General features: G+C 45.3%; 14 protein-coding genes and 1 riboswitch. All 14 genes read left to right on the top strand.

Going from position 1 to position 15,605, the window contains the following annotated elements:
* Positions 1–5 precede the first annotated feature (5 nt).
* A complete protein-coding gene (yedF, locus tag FC24_RS09895) occupies positions 6–599 on the top strand; it encodes a sulfurtransferase-like selenium metabolism protein YedF (protein WP_057874709.1) in 594 nt (197 codons plus the stop codon).
* Between the two features lie 10 nt (positions 600–609).
* Positions 610–879 carry a putative Se/S carrier protein gene (locus tag FC24_RS09900; RefSeq protein ID WP_057874710.1) on the top strand — a complete coding sequence of 90 codons (270 nt, stop codon included), beginning with the start codon at positions 610–612 and terminating at the stop codon, positions 877–879.
* A gap of 8 nt (positions 880–887) precedes the next feature.
* Positions 888–2,786, top strand: a complete 1,899-nt coding sequence (selB, locus tag FC24_RS09905) for a selenocysteine-specific translation elongation factor (protein WP_057874711.1) — start codon at positions 888–890, stop codon at positions 2,784–2,786.
* Positions 2,787–2,801: 15 nt separating this feature from the next.
* Positions 2,802–3,959, top strand: coding sequence for an aminotransferase class V-fold PLP-dependent enzyme (locus tag FC24_RS09910; protein ID WP_057874712.1), 1,158 nt, complete (start codon positions 2,802–2,804; stop codon positions 3,957–3,959).
* A gap of 28 nt (positions 3,960–3,987) precedes the next feature.
* Positions 3,988–5,364, top strand: coding sequence for an L-seryl-tRNA(Sec) selenium transferase (selA, locus tag FC24_RS09915; RefSeq protein WP_057874713.1), 1,377 nt, complete (start codon positions 3,988–3,990; stop codon positions 5,362–5,364).
* 494 nt (positions 5,365–5,858) lie between these two features.
* Positions 5,859–7,232 (top strand): amino acid permease, encoded by a 1,374-nt coding sequence (locus FC24_RS09920; RefSeq protein ID WP_057874714.1) that lies wholly within the window; start codon positions 5,859–5,861, stop codon positions 7,230–7,232.
* A gap of 99 nt (positions 7,233–7,331) precedes the next feature.
* A riboswitch (glycine riboswitch) is annotated at positions 7,332–7,436 on the top strand.
* A 212-nt stretch (positions 7,437–7,648) separates the two neighbouring features.
* The gene (locus tag FC24_RS09925; RefSeq protein ID WP_057874715.1) at positions 7,649–8,050 is read left to right on the top strand and encodes a GrdX family protein; all 402 of its coding nucleotides are present in this window, start codon (positions 7,649–7,651) and stop codon (positions 8,048–8,050) included.
* Positions 8,051–8,155: 105 nt separating this feature from the next.
* Positions 8,156–9,442, top strand: coding sequence for a glycine/sarcosine/betaine reductase component B subunit (locus FC24_RS09930; protein ID WP_057874716.1), 1,287 nt, complete (start codon positions 8,156–8,158; stop codon positions 9,440–9,442).
* Positions 9,443–9,477: 35 nt separating this feature from the next.
* Positions 9,478–9,951 carry a glycine/sarcosine/betaine reductase complex selenoprotein A gene (grdA, locus tag FC24_RS09935; protein WP_083485688.1) on the top strand — a complete coding sequence of 158 codons (474 nt, stop codon included), beginning with the start codon at positions 9,478–9,480 and terminating at the stop codon, positions 9,949–9,951.
* Positions 9,952–9,987: 36 nt separating this feature from the next.
* Positions 9,988–11,298 carry a glycine reductase complex selenoprotein B gene (grdB, locus tag FC24_RS09940; RefSeq protein WP_083485689.1) on the top strand — a complete coding sequence of 437 codons (1,311 nt, stop codon included), beginning with the start codon at positions 9,988–9,990 and terminating at the stop codon, positions 11,296–11,298.
* 166 nt (positions 11,299–11,464) lie between these two features.
* Positions 11,465–12,415, top strand: a complete 951-nt coding sequence (trxB, locus tag FC24_RS09950) for a thioredoxin-disulfide reductase (protein ID WP_057874720.1) — start codon at positions 11,465–11,467, stop codon at positions 12,413–12,415.
* 13 nt (positions 12,416–12,428) lie between these two features.
* Positions 12,429–12,758 (top strand): thioredoxin TrxA, encoded by a 330-nt coding sequence (gene trxA / locus FC24_RS09955; protein ID WP_235807392.1) that lies wholly within the window; start codon positions 12,429–12,431, stop codon positions 12,756–12,758.
* 35 nt (positions 12,759–12,793) lie between these two features.
* Positions 12,794–14,329, top strand: coding sequence for a glycine/sarcosine/betaine reductase complex component C subunit beta (gene grdC / locus FC24_RS09960; protein WP_057874721.1), 1,536 nt, complete (start codon positions 12,794–12,796; stop codon positions 14,327–14,329).
* A 10-nt stretch (positions 14,330–14,339) separates the two neighbouring features.
* On the top strand, positions 14,340–15,497 hold the full coding sequence (gene grdD, locus FC24_RS09965; protein ID WP_057874722.1) for a glycine/sarcosine/betaine reductase complex component C subunit alpha: 1,158 nt from the start codon (positions 14,340–14,342) through the stop codon (positions 15,495–15,497).
* Positions 15,498–15,605 lie beyond the last annotated feature (108 nt).

The raw sequence follows: 15,605 nt of genomic DNA on the forward strand, positions 1-15,605 counted from the left end.
TAACCATGAAAAAATTAGATGCAATTGGTAAAGTTTGTCCAACACCGATTATTATGTCTCGCAAAGCGTTGAAAACCACAGATGAAGTCATGATTAAAGTCGATGACGACATGGCACCGCAAAACTTAAAAAAATTAGCGGACCAAAAAGGCTATGATTATAAAGTCGATGACCACCATGATGGCACGTTTGACGTTTATTTAAAGAATAATCCAAACCAAAATCCACAAAAACAGCTGGGCAGCGTCAACGACCAAGGAGACGACTATGTGGTGATCATCAATACAGATACTATGGGCCACGGTGACGAAAAATTAGGGCGCAACCTTTTACACATGTTTGTCGCTTCATTAGCCGAACAAGATGTTTTACCAGATAAAATTATGTGCTACAACGGTGGGGTCAAATTATTAGTTGAAGGCTCTGACTATTTAGACGATTTACGTGCGCTGCAGGATGCTGGCGTTGAAATTATGGGTTGTGGTGCTTGCTTAGACTACTTCGGCATCAAAGATAAATTAGCCGTCGGGTCCATTACCAATATCTATGAAATTGTGCAAGTAATGACGCAGCAAAACCGGATTGTGCGGCCAGATTAGAGGGATTAGCATGACAAGTGAATTTGGGTTGATGACCTTTAAGAATACGCACCAAGCGATTAAAACTCATGAGCTGCTGGAACATTATCCTGACTACAACGCGGACATTATCGCCACGCCCGGCCAGATTTCTGCAGGTTGTGGCATGAGTGTGCGTTTTAAGTACGAGCAAAAGGCAGCATTAAAAAAATTGTTGGCGGCAAAAGAATATGACTACCAGCACATTTACCACGGTCAGCGCTCAATTGGGGTACAAAGCAGCTATCAAGTAGATGATTAGGTGATAGGATGGAAAAAGTCGGACAAGATCAAATTATCATTGCCACAGCCGGCCATGTGGATCACGGTAAAACCACATTGATTAAAGCGTTGACGGGAATTGAAACTGACACCACCGCCTTGGAAAAGAAGCGCGGGCTAACCATTAATTTAGGCTTCGCTTTTTTTGACCTGCCCCACCACCAACAAGTGGGCATTGTCGACGTGCCCGGACACGCAAAGTTCTTAAAAAATATGATCGCCGGTTTAAGCGGCGTTGATTTAGTGTTGCTGGTGATCGACGCAGCAGAAGGCGTAATGCCGCAAACGCGGGAGCATTTGGCGATTATGTCGTTACTGGGAATTGATAATTACATTGTGGTCCTCAGCAAAATTGATACAGTGGACGCGGAATTCCGTGCTTTAGCTGAAGACGATGTACGCAGCTTTTTAGCGGAGCATCACGTTAGCGCACCGATTATCGGCGTCGACGCGGTTAGCGGCAAAGGTTTGCCGCAATTGATTCAGGTGATGGATGAAAAAGTCAGCGCGCTTAAAAAGGCGCCAGATCGCGGTCAGCCACGGCTAAATGTGGACCGTGCCTTTTCGATTAAAGGTTTCGGCACCATTGTGACCGGAACGCTTTTAGAAGGCAAAGTTACCAACGGGATGACGCTGGAAGTCTTTCCCAGCGGTAAAAAAACCAAAATCCGCAACATTCAAGTCCATGATGAAAATATGGCTGAAGCATTGCCTGGCACGCGGACCGCGCTGAATTTGGCCAATTTAAAACCTAATGAAATCAAGCGCGGTGACGTGCTGACGGTACCAGATAACATCCAGCCTACTTGGATGCTAGACGTGGCGTTTGATTTACTACCACAAGCCGATACAGATTTAGTTAAATTATGGCGCCGGGTGCGGGTGTATTTAGGCGCGCGGGAAATCATTGCCCGGGTGGTGCCATTAGGAGAATCGCAACCGCAAGTGGGCCAGAAAAATTATTTGCAACTACGGTTGGAAGAACCGGTGGCGGTGAAGAAAAATGACCGCTACATTTTGCGCGCTTATTCGCCGATGCCACTGTTAGGCGGCGGCAAAGTATTGAATCCCAATCCAGCTAAGCACCGGCGGTTTGATGAAACAGTTTTAAAGCAGCTAACGGTGCAGGCATCAGGGGATCCAGCCGCGATGGTGGTCAACTTTTTGGCCAACTATCCGCAGTTAGGCGCGCCGCCGGCTACCATTGCCGATCAGCTTAATTTAGCGCCTGCTAAGGTTAAACAGTTGTTGCAACAACTGCAGCAACAGCAAAAAATCAGTTTAAGTGCAGGAACAGCCATTGAACAGCAGCGCCTTGAACAGTTTGAAATGGCACTGTTGCAACTGCTGAATCAATACCACCAGCAAAATCCGCTGCAACCGGGAATGCCTAAAAGTGAAATCAGCGGCCATTACCAAAACTTAGTGCCGCTGAAAGTGCTGGAAGCGATTTTCCAGCACATGCAAGCTGCGGGGAAAATCCGGTTAGCTGGTGCAGTGGTGGCGGCAGGTGACTTTAAAGTGCAGTATAATTCCCAGCAAAAGCAGGCTTACCAGCAACTGATAGCGGCTTTGAAAGCTAAACCGTTGATGCCGCCTAACCAAGCGGATTTAATTGACCATGACAACACTAAAGCAGCGGTATTAAAAGCGTTAGAAGGTAGTGAAGTCATTCGTTTAAGTGAGCAAAATGTGATGCTGGCAACTGCTTATCAAGCTGTGGTTGAGCAAGTGACGACGTATTTGCAGGCACATCAGACCATGACGCTAGCCCAATTTCGGGACTTAACTGGCGCTAGCCGTAAATATGGTGTGCTGATTTTAGAATACATGGATAAACAAGGCATCACTCAGCGCCAGCAAAATCAGCGCGTGTTAAAACGTTAAAAAGAAGGGATAACCATGATTTACTTTGATAATGCCGCTACTACGGCGGTAAAGCCGGCCGGTGTCGGTCAAGCGGTGGCCAAAGTGCTGACTAGCGGTCAGTACGGTAATCCAGGCCGGGATGCGTCTAAATACAGCCTAAATAGCGGGTTATTGGTACAACAGACCCGGGAAAAGGTGGCCCGCTTATTTCACATCCCTTCTAGCGATAATGTGATGTTCACCAATAATGCGACTGACAGTCTTAACGTGGTGTTAAAGGGACTATTGCACGCTGGCGACCACGTGATTACCACAGATTATGAGCATAATTCAGTTTTACGACCGCTAGCCCAATTAAAGCAGCAGGGAGTGCAAGTGTCTTACTTACCGTTTGCACCGGAAACTGGACAACTACAAATTAAGCAACTGCCGCAAATGCTGACACCAGCGACCAAAGCGGTGGTCTGTACCCACGCCTCTAATGTGACGGGCTATGTCTTGCCATTAGCAGCAATCAGCCAATTTTGCCAGGAACAGGGCTTGTGGTTGATTGTAGACGCTGCCCAGACCGCAGGCTTTTTAGACATTGATGTGCAGCAACAAGGAATTGATGCGTTATGTTTCACGGGGCACAAATCACTGTACGGTCCCCAAGGTATCGGCGGAATTTGCCTTAAAACAGATTTACCTGTTACGCCGCTAAAAAGTGGGGGGACTGGTGTCGACTCTTTCAATCCGGCGATGCCAGCTGAGTTGCCTACCCGCCTAGAAGCAGGAACATTGAACGTTCCTGGTATTGCCGGGTTGGGTGCCGGCATTGATTATTTAACGCAAACAGGATTACAGCCCTTACGCAAACATGTTTTAACTTTAGTTGATCAGCTATTAACCGGTTTAGCGCAGTATCCAGAAATTACCATTTACACACCGAAAGCAGCAATGAAAACTGGTGCAGTGGCCTTTAATGTGGGTACCATCAACTCTGCTGAAGTCGGCCAGTGGTTGTGGGATACTGCCCAAATTGCCACGCGGACGGGGGCTCACTGTGCCCCGCGCGTTTTAATTGGTTATGGCGTTAAACAACAAGGAATTGTGCGGGTTTCTTTGTCTAGCTTTAATACGGCTGAGCAAGTGGCTACCTTTTTAACGGCGATTGCGCAACTTATTGCAGCTTATCGTCAGGAACGTTGATGCCACAGGCTGACGGAGGGGGATTTTGATGGAGCCAAAACAGCAATTAAAAAATTTGCCAGCAATGAATGATTTATTGCACTTGGATAAAGCTGCAGTGTGGGAACAAGCACTAGGCAGTACTGCGCTTAAGCGGATTATCAATCACGTGCTGGCAGCGACGCGGCAAAAGATTATTCGCGGTCAGTTACAGCAAGTGCCGGATCTAGCGTATTTTACCGCGCAAATTGACCAGCAAATTGCGGATAATCGTGTGCGCGCGTTGCAGCCGGTCATTAACGCAACCGGTGTGATTTTGCACACTAATTTAGGCCGGGCAAAGCTTGCACCAGAAGCCCAGCAAGCCTTATTGGCAGTGAACCAGCACGCAACTAATTTGGAATACGACATCCCCCAAGAACAGCGGGGAGATCGCTACCGGGCAATCAGCCAAGTCATCAGTGATTTAACCGGTGCAGAAGATGCGTTGGTGGTGAATAATAATGCTGCGGCGGTAATGCTGGTTTTAAGCACCTTGTTCCAAAATAAAGAAGTGATTATTTCCCGCGGTCAGATGGTAGAAATTGGTGGATCTTTTCGGATTCCTGAAATTATCACGGCCACTGGCGGGATTTTAAAAGAAGTGGGCACCACCAATAAAACTCACGTCAAAGACTACCAGCAAGCCATTAACGAAAATACTGGTGGGATTTTACTGGTGCATACCAGTAACTACAAGTTAATTGGGTTTACCGAAACACCAGCGGCTAAAAATTTAGCGCAATTGGCAAAACAGCACCAACTGCCATTGGTGAATGATTTAGGTAGTGGCTTATTAGTAGATTTAAGCGCTTATGGTTTAGCTGAGCCCACCGTGATGCAGGAACTAAAAGCCTCTGATTTGGTGATGTTTTCGGGTGATAAACTACTGGGCGGCCCGCAAGCCGGCATTATTGCTGGTAAACGCAAGTTAATTCAGCAGCTTAAACACAATCAATTGTTGCGCGCATTACGGGTGGATAAAGCGACGCTAGCAGCTTTAACAGCAACGTTAAAACTGTATCAGCAGGGCAATCCGCTAGAAAAAATCCCCGTTTTGCGGGCGCTGACAGCCAGTCAAGCCGACCTTAGCCAAAAAGCGCAGCAGCTCAAAGCGCAAATTGAAGCGAAAACGACGTTTACTGCCACTGTGCAGTCAGGGACCACCGCGGTTGGCGGCGGTTCACTGCCAGACGTCGCGTTGCCCACCATGTTAGTGGGGTTGCAGGCACCGCTATCGACTGCAGCGTTGACCCGTGCGTTAAATTACGCGCCTTTTCCGCTAATTCCACGGGTGAACCATGATCAAGTGTTGTTAGATATGCGGACGGTGGCTACTGCTGAACTTGATTCGGTGATTGATAATCTTCAACAGATTAAATTTTGATTGAAAATGATTTCACAAATTAACTGAATTAAAACATTTTTTTATCCGGGACAAAATCCTTTAACGTTGGGCTATTTTAGGATTTTAGTCCCGGTTTTTGTTTGCAGGCAGTATTGAAAGCGCTTGCCTAAATAAATAACTTCTTGTAAGCTGTTAGTGAAAAACGAATTAAAGGGGGCGATAATTTATTGTGAATAAATAAACAAGCATCCGGCTTTATTTTTGCCGGAATGCAGTACCATTAAATCGAGCGGTAAACAGCGTAGGCAGATGAACAATGCTTTAGCGGACGGGGAAAACGGTGATTTTGCCAATTAGGCAGTAGCGCTGGCTTGATTTATGGATCACTTTGTTTTTAAACTAAAACAGCTTTGGGCTAGCTTTGCCGGCAGCATTCTACTGATAAAGTCGAATGAGCAAACTGGCCTAGGCGTTATAAAAACGAATAATACCGGGGCTATTTTAGGGTAGCCCATTAAGGTGGAGGCTAAAGCATGGATAAAACAAAAAAGAAGCAAAAACCGCAGGAATTGGCCCGTGGTTTGAATAACCGCCACGTTCAGCTGATTGCCATCGGCGGCGCCATTGGTACCGGGCTCTTTTTAGGTGCCGGCAAAGCAATTCAATTAGCCGGCCCGTCAATATTATTAACTTATGCCATTACGGGCATGGTCATCATGTTGATGATGCGTGCGTTAGGCGAATTAATGTTATCGAACTTGAATTATCATTCTTTTTTAGATTTTGTGGCAGATTACTTAGGCGTTAGAATGGCATTTGTCACCGGTTGGACCTATTGGTTTTGCTGGATTTCGTTAGCCATGGCGGACTTGACGGCGACCGGGATGTACATTTGTTATTGGTTTCCAAATCTTCCCCAATGGCTACCAGAAGTCATCGCGCTGTGCATTTTGTTAGGTTTAAATTTAGTGGCAGTCAGTTTGTACGGGGAATTGGAATTCTGGCTTGCGTTGATTAAAGTGGTGGCGATTATCGCATTGATCGCAGTCGGGATTTTTATGATTATCGTTGGATTTAAAACCGATGCTGGTCGGGTGTCCGTCAGCAATCTTTGGCGGCACGGCGGCTTTTTCCCCAATGGTGCATTAGGGTTCATCATGTCATTTCAAATGGCGACTTTTGCATTTACCGGGGTTGAGGTTGTCGGTTTAGTCGGCGGCGAAACGTCAAATCCGAAAAAAGTGATTCCAAAGGCGATTAATAGTATTCCATTGCGGGTGGTCCTGTTTTACATCGGTTCCTTATTTGCCATTATGTGCATTTACCCGTGGACCAGTGTGTCGGCTAACGAAAGCCCATTTGTGTCGGTGTTTGCCGATGTGGGCATTGTCGCTGCAGCATCGATTGTCAACTTCGTGGTGCTCAGTGCGGCAGTTTCAGCTTGTAACAGTGCGATTTACAGTACTAGCCGGATGGTGCGTTCACTAGCGCAAGAAGGCAATGCGCCGCATTCGTTTAAAAAGTTAACCTCACATAAAGTACCGGGTAACGCGCTAATTTTTTCTACGTTAGTGATTTTTATTACGGTGATTATGAATTACTTTATTCCTAGTAAAGTGTTTACCATTGCGTCATCGTTAGCGACGATCTGTTTTGTGTTCGTTTGGGTGATTATTGTGATTACCCACTGGCGTTACCGCCAATTAAATCCACAAAAAGCGGCTGCAAGTAATTTCAAAATGCCGTTTTACCCTTATTCCTCATATTTTGTTGTCTTGTTTTTCACCATGGTGATTGTGATCTTAGCGTTTTCTAAGACAACTCGGGATGCGCTATTGTTTGCGCCAGTGTGGTTTTTAGGGTTATTAGCGCTCTTTCAATTCAATAAAAAGCGGCAACTTAAATGAAAAAATTTTAACTAAATTATTACCGCAACCGCTTTCTTTAGCGCAAATTTTATTGTATACTAGCTATACCGTAAGGAAATTAAGTTAATTGAATACTGGATGATGACTGTGGGAGAGTGTGAAAAATTCACCACCGAAGGAATAAGTGCCAGTTGTGCAGACGGCTGGTAACGAAGATCTCAGGTCCAATACCGCAGTCTGACAAAACTCTGGAGAGCAGTAAGCACCGAAGGAGCAACTCTTATTTAAGGGGAATCTCTCAGGTTAGTGTGACAGAGGATACTGTAATGATTATTTGGTATCCTCTTTTTTGTTTGCACTCAGCCTAACAAGTGTATGACGCATAAAAAATTGCTGCCTAGCGTCACTTTCTTGTGAATATTTGAACAAATAAGCTCTGAAGGAAGGCCATTTTGATGGTGATTATAACGAATAATCCGATGGTCAGGGACAAATTCGACACGTTGTTTATTGATGGTGCTTATGCAGATGTGCTAGCTAGCGTGAAAAAGGCAGTTATCGATAAGCACTGGACTTTATTGACTCACCCATTAAGCGGTAGTTTAAAGCCTAATGAAACTTACTACCGCACAGTTTTCTTAGATAACACCCACTTGCAGTACATCGATATGCAAAGTTTAGAATACATTGAGGCGGCCATCCGCGTTTATGATAAATTCATGCGTGATAAACCCCGTCCGCAATGGCCAGCCAAAGTGTTAGCTGATTTTGCGTTTATCGACTTTGACATTGCCCAAAGCACCCTACAACGGATGGGGCAAGATGCAACCAGACTCACTAAAGGAGGTGGTTCATGACAGTAGCGCAGAAGCTCCGGTGTATCAGCGCAGCTGTTGGTTTATAAATCGCTGACAAGCTGTGTGTCAACAGTTTTCAAATTAGCATTGAATTGAGGTGAGCCAATGAAGCTGGTAGTTGGAAAAATCAATATTAAAGCTGTTGTTTTGGATGATGAAGAAAAGATTGAAGGATCAACCCTTCACATCAACAAACAAAACATTATTGACTTGGTTTTAGCCGATGATCGTTTGGCGGATTGTGATATTGAAATTGCTAAACCAGGTGACAGTACCCGAATTACGCCGGTTAAAGACGTGATTGAACCGCGGTGCAAGGTGGATTCTGAAAGCGGGATTTTCCCCGGTGTGATTAATAAAGTTAACCTTGTCGGCAGCGGTCGGACCCACGTTTTAAAAGGCTGTGGCGTGATGACTGTGGGTAAAATTGTCGGTTTCCAAGAAGGAATTGTGGATATGCAAGGCCCAGGTGCCGAGCTAACACCGTTTTCGAAATTGATTGAAATCTGCTTGAAACTAAAGCCAAAAGATGGTTTAGATCCCCACCAATATGAAGAAGCGGCCCGCTTAGCCGGATTGAAGTCCGCTGATTATATCGGCAAACTTGGCGAAAAGGTGGAACCAGACGAAGTCGAAACTTTTGAAACGTTACCGTTATTAGAACAAATTGGTAAGTATCCACACCTGCCAAAAGTTGGTTACGTTTATATGTTGCAGTCACAAGGATTGTTGCATGATTCCTATGTTTATGGGGCTGATGCCAAGCACCTTGTGCCGACGACCATGTACCCAACGGAAATGATGGATGGTGCGATTATCAGTGGGAATTGTGTTTCTGCTTGTGATAAAAACACCACTTACCATCATTTGAATAATCCGGTAATTTCGGATTTGTATAAGCAACACGGTAAAGAAATTAATTTTGTCGGCGTCATCATTACAAACGAAACGGTTTACTTGCAAGATAAAGTGCGTTCCAGTGATTTTGTCGCAAAATTAGCGGAATATATGGGCTTAGATGGCGTCATTATTTCGCAAGAAGGTTTTGGTAACCCAGACACCGATTTGATTATGAACTGTAAGAAAATCGAAGAAAAGGGCATCAAAACCGTGGTGGTTACCGACGAGTACGCTGGCCGCGATGGTGCCAGCCAGTCATTAGCCGACGCGGACAAGCGCGCTGATGCTGCAGTTACTGGTGGTAATGCCAACGAAGTGATTACCTTGCCGAAGTTAGACAAAGTCATCGGGCAATTAGATTATGTAGATGATATTGCGGGTGGTTTTGACGGCAGTCTCCGTGAAGATGGCACGATTAAAGTTGAAATTCAAGCCATTACCGGAGCAACAAATGAATTAGGGTTTAATAAAATGTCTGCTCAAGAAGTTTAAACCCCAAATAAAATTTTAATAAGGAGGAATTCCTAATGGCGTTAGATGTTAAAGGCAAAAAAGTCTTAGTCATCGGCGACCGCGATGGTATTCCTGGACAAGCCATTGAAACTTGTCTAGAGAATACAGGAGCTGAAGTGATCTTTTCTTCAACCGAATGCTTCGTTTGAACGGCCGCAGGGGCAATGGACTTAGAAAACCAACGTAGAGTAAAAGAAGCGGCCGATAATTACGGTCCAGAAAATGTTGTGGTACTAATTGGTGCAGCAGAAGGTGAAGCAGCTGGATTAGCTGCCGAAACTGTTACCAATGGTGACCCAACCTACGCGGGTCCATTGACCAATGTACAGCTAGGTTTAGCTGTATACCATGCAGTAGAGCCAGAATTTAAAGCGCTCGTCGATGAGAAGGTGTACGAAGAACAAATTGGTATGATGGAAATGATTTTAGATGTGGATGACATCATTAGCGAAATGAAAGACATCCGCGATCAATATTCCAAATACTAATCGTTTTTTCAAGTATTTAAGGTAAGGAGGCGCAATATGACCAAGAAATTTAGATTGGTTCACTATATTAACCAATTCTATGCCGGCATTGGCGGTGAAGATAAGGCAGACGTTAAGCCTTTTGCCAAGGACGGCGTGGTCGGCCCCGGTATGGCGTTTAAAAATGCCCTAGGCGACGACAGTGAAATTGTCGGGACCGTGGTCTGCGGGGACACGTACTTTAATGAAAATTTAGAGTCAGCTCAAAAAGAAGTTCTCGCGATGATCAAACAATATGAACCAGACTTAGTCATTGCGGGCCCAGCGTTTAATGCAGGACGGTACGGGATGGCGTGCGGTGCGGTTGCCACTGAAGTGATGGCACAGTTGCACATTCCGGCTGTCACAGGGATGTATGAAGAGAACCCTGGCCTTGATATGTACAGAAAAGACGCGTACATCGTCGCGACGCGTAACAGCGCGATCGGAATGCGTAAAGCCGTTCCGGTAATGGCGAAATTAGCGTTGAAACTGTTACATGGCGAAGAGGTCTCTCCAGATGCGGATCACTATTTTGTGAGACACCGTAAAAACTTTACTGCAGAAAAACGCGGCTCCGCAAGGGCTGTGGATATGCTCGTTAAGAAATTAAAAGGCGAAGACTTTAAAACGGAATACCCGATGCCAGCGTTTGACAATGTTGAACCGGCACCAGCCCTGAAAGATCTATCTAAGGCAAAAATTGCTTTAGTCACTTCCGGCGGTATTGTTCCTAAAGGAAATCCTGATCATATTGAATCAAGTAGTGCGTCTAAGTATGGTTCATATGATATTTCGGACGTCAAAACATTAACCGAGGAAACTTATGAAACGGCACATGGTGGTTACGATCCGGCTTATGCAAATGAAAATCCTAACCGAGTGCTGCCGCTAGATGTCATTCGTGATGCCCAAGCAGCAGGCGAAATTGGCAGTTTACACGACCATTTCTACGCGACTGTGGGGAACGGGACCTCCGTTGCCAATGCTAAGAAATATGCCAGTGAAATTGCTGAAAAATTGCGTGCTGACGGGGTAGATGCTGTCATTTTAACCTCCACGTGAGGAACTTGTACACGTTGCGGGGCAACGATGGTAAAAGAAATTGAAAAGACAGGCATTCCAGTGGTCCACATTTGTACCGTGGTTCCAATTTCCTTGACAGTTGGGGCAAACCGGATTGTACCGGCTGTTGCGATCCCTCATCCTTTGGGGAATCCGGATTTGGCGCCTGACGAAGAAAAGAAATTACGGCGTAAAATCGTCGAGCAAGCATTTAAAGCGTTGACGACGCCAGTGACGGATCAACAAGTTTTTGAATGGAATTAAAAGCCACGACGCAAATGGCGCATCAGGCTGCCAGCAGCTTGTTGAAAGTGTTGGTTTAACGGCCTAATGCGACCCATTTTGGTAAAAAGTTCATCAAGTTAGAAAGGGGGTTGTGGCAAAAGCAGTTTTGTCACAACCCCTGTTTTATCAAAGGAGTTGACCAGGAATGTACGATGTCGTCATTATTGGCGGTGGCCCAGCAGGGTTAACTGCTGCTTTATACAACGCACGCGCACGGCTAAAAGTCCTTGTGCTGGAACAAAAGAAATTAGGTGGTCAGATTGTGATCACCCACGAAATCGCTAATTTCCCCGGTTCGGTTAAAGGGGAAGGGGCCGAAACTAGTGGTCCAGAACTGATTGAACGGATGAAAGAACAAGCGACCAACTTCGGTGCTGAAATTGAAGTGGGCAAACAAGTAGAAACCATTGACTTTGATGGCAAAGTTAAAACCATTACTTGTCACGACGGCACCACCTATGAAACCCGGTCGGTCATCTGTGCCAACGGGGCGCATCCACGGCAGATTGGCTGTCCAGGCGAACAAGAGTTGAGCGGTAAAGGTGTTTCTTACTGTGCTACTTGTGATGGGGCTTTATTCGAAGATATGGAAGTTTACGTCATCGGTGGCGGTAATTCCGCGGTGGAAGAGGCTTTGTTCTTAACCCGGTTTGCCCGGAAGGTGACCATCATTCAAAACTTAAGCTTCTTAACGGCAGATGCCATCGCCATTGAAGAAGCAAAAGCCAACGATAAAATCGATTACATCTTTGATTCCGTGGTGGATAAAATTGAAGGGGACGGCATGGTTGAATCCATGACCATCCGCAATACCAAGACCAACCAAACCACTGAATTCAAAGCAGATGAAGATGATGGGTTGTTCGGTGTGTTCATTTTTATCGGCAACATTCCGAATACCGACTTGTATCAAGGTGTTTTACCAATGGATGAGCAAGGTTATCTCACCACAGATGACGCGATGAAAACTGATATTGCTGGTGTGTTTGCTGCTGGTGACTTACGGCAGAAAACATTGCGGCAAGTGGTGACTGCAGCTGGTGATGGGGCGACTGCCGCTTATTCAGCGCAAAAATATGTAGCAACACTCAAATAAGGAGGCAATTATTATGACAATGGTAGATTTAACAGTTGATAATTTTGATGCGGAAGTTACAAATCAGGACAAGCCAGTACTAGTGGACTGGTGGGGCGAATCTTGTGAAGATTGTAAAGCTTTAATGCCATCGGTTGAAGCTTTATCCGACCAATATGGCGACCAAGTTCATTTCACTCGCTTCAACACGTCACAGAAAAAAGTGCGCCGTTTTTGCATTAAACATAAAATTTTTGGCCTGCCGGTGATTTCAATTTTCAAAAATGGTGAAAAAGCTGAAGAGTTAACCAAGGATGACTGTACTAAAGAAAATGTCGAAAATATGATTAAAAAGTATTTATAAAATCCGGCGTTACTAGGCAGTAAAGGAGTAGGTTAATGAATTATGCAACTTTAAGAGGGTCCAGCTATGTCCTGGTGCACACACCTGACATGGTCGAACATAATGGGACCACACAAACAACAGAAAAAATTACCACCCCAGATAGTGATTATTTAAAAAATTTACACCAAAACATTCGGCCTTATGAAGACGTGATCAATTATGCGCCTAACCAAACTTACATCGGCAACATGACTTACGATGAATTAAAAGCGCTACCACAGCCTTGGGTCAAGCAAAAAATTGAAGGTAAACGCACTGGTCGTTTTGGCGAAATTTTACCAGAAATTGAATTTTACGGCCTATTGCAATTAGCGGATATTTTCGAGCTGGTTCATTTAGAGGAAAACTTTATCGAAGAAGTCCGCCAGCAACTGGCAAGCAATCCTTTGTTTAAAGAAGATGCAGCTAAATTAAATGGCGAAAAGCCGCTCGATTGGATTAAAGAACAAGTTGCTGATCATGGTGCTGAAGGCTTGTATTTAGACCAGAAATTAGTGGGCTGTGTCAGTCGTGCCCATGAAATTGATCCAAATTTAAGTGCTCATGTGATGTTGGAAAACTTAGCTGTGAAAGCTAGTGGCATTTTAGCGTTGCGGCATTTATTTGATAAACATGATATTGACCCAGCCTCCATCGACTACGTCATTGAATGTAGTGAAGAGGCCTGTGGTGACATGAATCAGCGCGGTGGCGGCAACTTTGCCAAGTCCATTGCGGAACTTTGCGGTTGCACCAACGCGACAGGCAGTGACTTGCGGAGTTTCTGCGCGGCACCGACCCATGCATTGATTGCGGCGGCTTCTGATGTCGCTGCGGGTACCCACAAAAACGTAGTGATTGTGGGCGGGGGTTCAACGCCAAAACTTGGGATGAATGGTAAATCCCACGTTAACAAAGGCTTTCCGATTCTAGAAGATGTACTCGGTGGTTTTGCCACTTTAATCAGTGAAAATGACGGTGAACACCCAATCTTACGCCATGATTTAATTGGTAAACACAAAGTTTCTAGTGGTTCTAGTCCGCAAGCGGTGATTACAGCTTTAATTGGTGATGTCTTGAGTAAAGCTGGCTTAACCGTCAAAGATGTGGACGCTTATGCGTTAGAAATGCAAAACCCAGACATTACTAAGCCATCTGGTGCTGGTGATGTGCCGCTATCGAACATGAAAATGATCGCGGCTTTAGGCGTCATGCGCAAAGAAATCGAACGCAAAGATTTGATGAACTTCGTTAATGATCGTGCACTGGTGGGTTGGGCGCCGACCCAAGGCCACATTCCAAGTGGTGTGCCGTACCTAGGTTTTGCGGAAGCTGACTTAACTAGCGGCGATAAAAACCGAGTGATGATTATTGGTAAAGGCTCCTTGTTCTTAGGGCGGATGACCAACTTATTTGACGGGGTATCTTTGATGATCGAGCGTAATTCAGGTGCACCGGCACAAGAAGACCGCGCTGATCTTGAGGCCTTAGTGAAAACAGAAGTGGCCAAAGCATTGCGGACCCTTGCAGCTGGCCTGTCTGAAGATTAGAGGTGGACAGATGCCAAATCAAGTAAAGCAAACTGTAAAAAAAGTATTTGAAGATGTGGCAGATGCCATTGATAATGGCACGTTTGAACAGCGGATTAAAATTGGTCTGACCATTGATGGTAGTGAGCTAGGTTTAGAAGTCATGAAGCAAGCGGCTTATGCCATTAAACAAGCTAACCAATTTGACGTGGTTTTAATTGGCCAAGACGTTCCTTGGGCGAAGGACTTTCAACATGTTTCTACCGCTAACAGCGACCAAAATGAATACCAATTGATGGAAAGCTTGTTGGCAGATGGCACCATTGACGGTTGTGTCACGCTGCACTATCCTTTTCCAATCGGTGTCTCTACCGTAGGAAAAGTGGTTACCCCAGCGTTTGGCCGTGAGCTATTTATCGCGACGACTACTGGAACGACCAGTGCAGTGCGTAATCAAGCCATGGTATTAAATGCGGTAAACGGGATTATTGCCGCGAAAACCATGGGCATTGCTAAACCGACTGTCGGGATTTTGAATGTAGAAGGTGCCAATACTGTTGAACGCGCATTACGTACCTTAAAAGGCAACGGTTATGACATCGCGTTTGGTGAAAGCCAACGGGCAGATGGCGGTGCCATTCTCCGCGGGAATGATTTGCTGACGGGCAGTGTGGACGTGGCGGTCTGTGATAGTTTAACTGGTAATATTTTAATGAAGCTATTTTCTGCTTATGCCAGTGGTGGCCAGTACGAAACATTAGGGGCTGGCTACGGACCAGGAATCGGTGCAGATTACGATAACAACATTTGCATTATTTCGCGGGCCAGCGGTGTGCCAGTAATTGTCAATGCGTTAAACTATGCCTACCAGTTGGCAAAAGGGCATTTGGCAACGATTAGCAAGCAAGAATATGCGCAAGCTAAACAAGCACAGCTTGACCAAATTTGTGCTGATTTAAAGCCGAAAGCAGCAACAGAAACTAAAACAGTTGAAGCACCAGCTAAAGAAGTAGTGACGGACCAAATTCCAGGCATCGACGTGATCGAAATGGAAGATGCTGTCCAGCTCCTTTGGCAAAAGCAAATTTATGCTGAAAGTGGCATGGGTTGCACCGGCCCCATTATTTTAGTCAACGAAAAAAATGGGGAAAAAGCACGCAAAATTCTAAAAGAAGGCGCCTATTTATAGTTACCATGGTCACTAAAGTTATATCTAAAAAAAGCACTGACAACTTAGCTTGCTAAAGTGAACCCCTAACGTTGGACAACTAAATCCAACGTTAGGGGTTTTACTATG

It is taken from the genome of Loigolactobacillus rennini DSM 20253 (genome assembly GCF_001436505.1).
Taxonomy (GTDB): domain Bacteria; phylum Bacillota; class Bacilli; order Lactobacillales; family Lactobacillaceae; genus Loigolactobacillus; species Loigolactobacillus rennini.

Bases quoted from the DNA above. Each gene is read 5' to 3' on its own strand.
- trxB (WP_057874720.1), top strand. From the start codon at position 11,465: ATGTACGATGTCGTCATTATTGGCGGTGGCCCAGCAGGGTTAACTGCT.
- FC24_RS09925 (WP_057874715.1), top strand. From the start codon at position 7,649: ATGGTGATTATAACGAATAATCCGATGGTCAGGGACAAATTCGACACG.
- trxA (WP_235807392.1), top strand. From the start codon at position 12,429: ATGACAATGGTAGATTTAACAGTTGATAATTTTGATGCGGAAGTTACA.
- FC24_RS09910 (WP_057874712.1), top strand. From the start codon at position 2,802: ATGATTTACTTTGATAATGCCGCTACTACGGCGGTAAAGCCGGCCGGT.
- FC24_RS09920 (WP_057874714.1), top strand. From the start codon at position 5,859: ATGGATAAAACAAAAAAGAAGCAAAAACCGCAGGAATTGGCCCGTGGT.
- FC24_RS09900 (WP_057874710.1), top strand. From the start codon at position 610: ATGACAAGTGAATTTGGGTTGATGACCTTTAAGAATACGCACCAAGCG.
- selB (WP_057874711.1), top strand. From the start codon at position 888: ATGGAAAAAGTCGGACAAGATCAAATTATCATTGCCACAGCCGGCCAT.
- grdD (WP_057874722.1), top strand. From the start codon at position 14,340: ATGCCAAATCAAGTAAAGCAAACTGTAAAAAAAGTATTTGAAGATGTG.
- selA (WP_057874713.1), top strand. From the start codon at position 3,988: ATGGAGCCAAAACAGCAATTAAAAAATTTGCCAGCAATGAATGATTTA.
- grdC (WP_057874721.1), top strand. From the start codon at position 12,794: ATGAATTATGCAACTTTAAGAGGGTCCAGCTATGTCCTGGTGCACACA.
- yedF (WP_057874709.1), top strand. From the start codon at position 6: ATGAAAAAATTAGATGCAATTGGTAAAGTTTGTCCAACACCGATTATT.
- FC24_RS09930 (WP_057874716.1), top strand. From the start codon at position 8,156: ATGAAGCTGGTAGTTGGAAAAATCAATATTAAAGCTGTTGTTTTGGAT.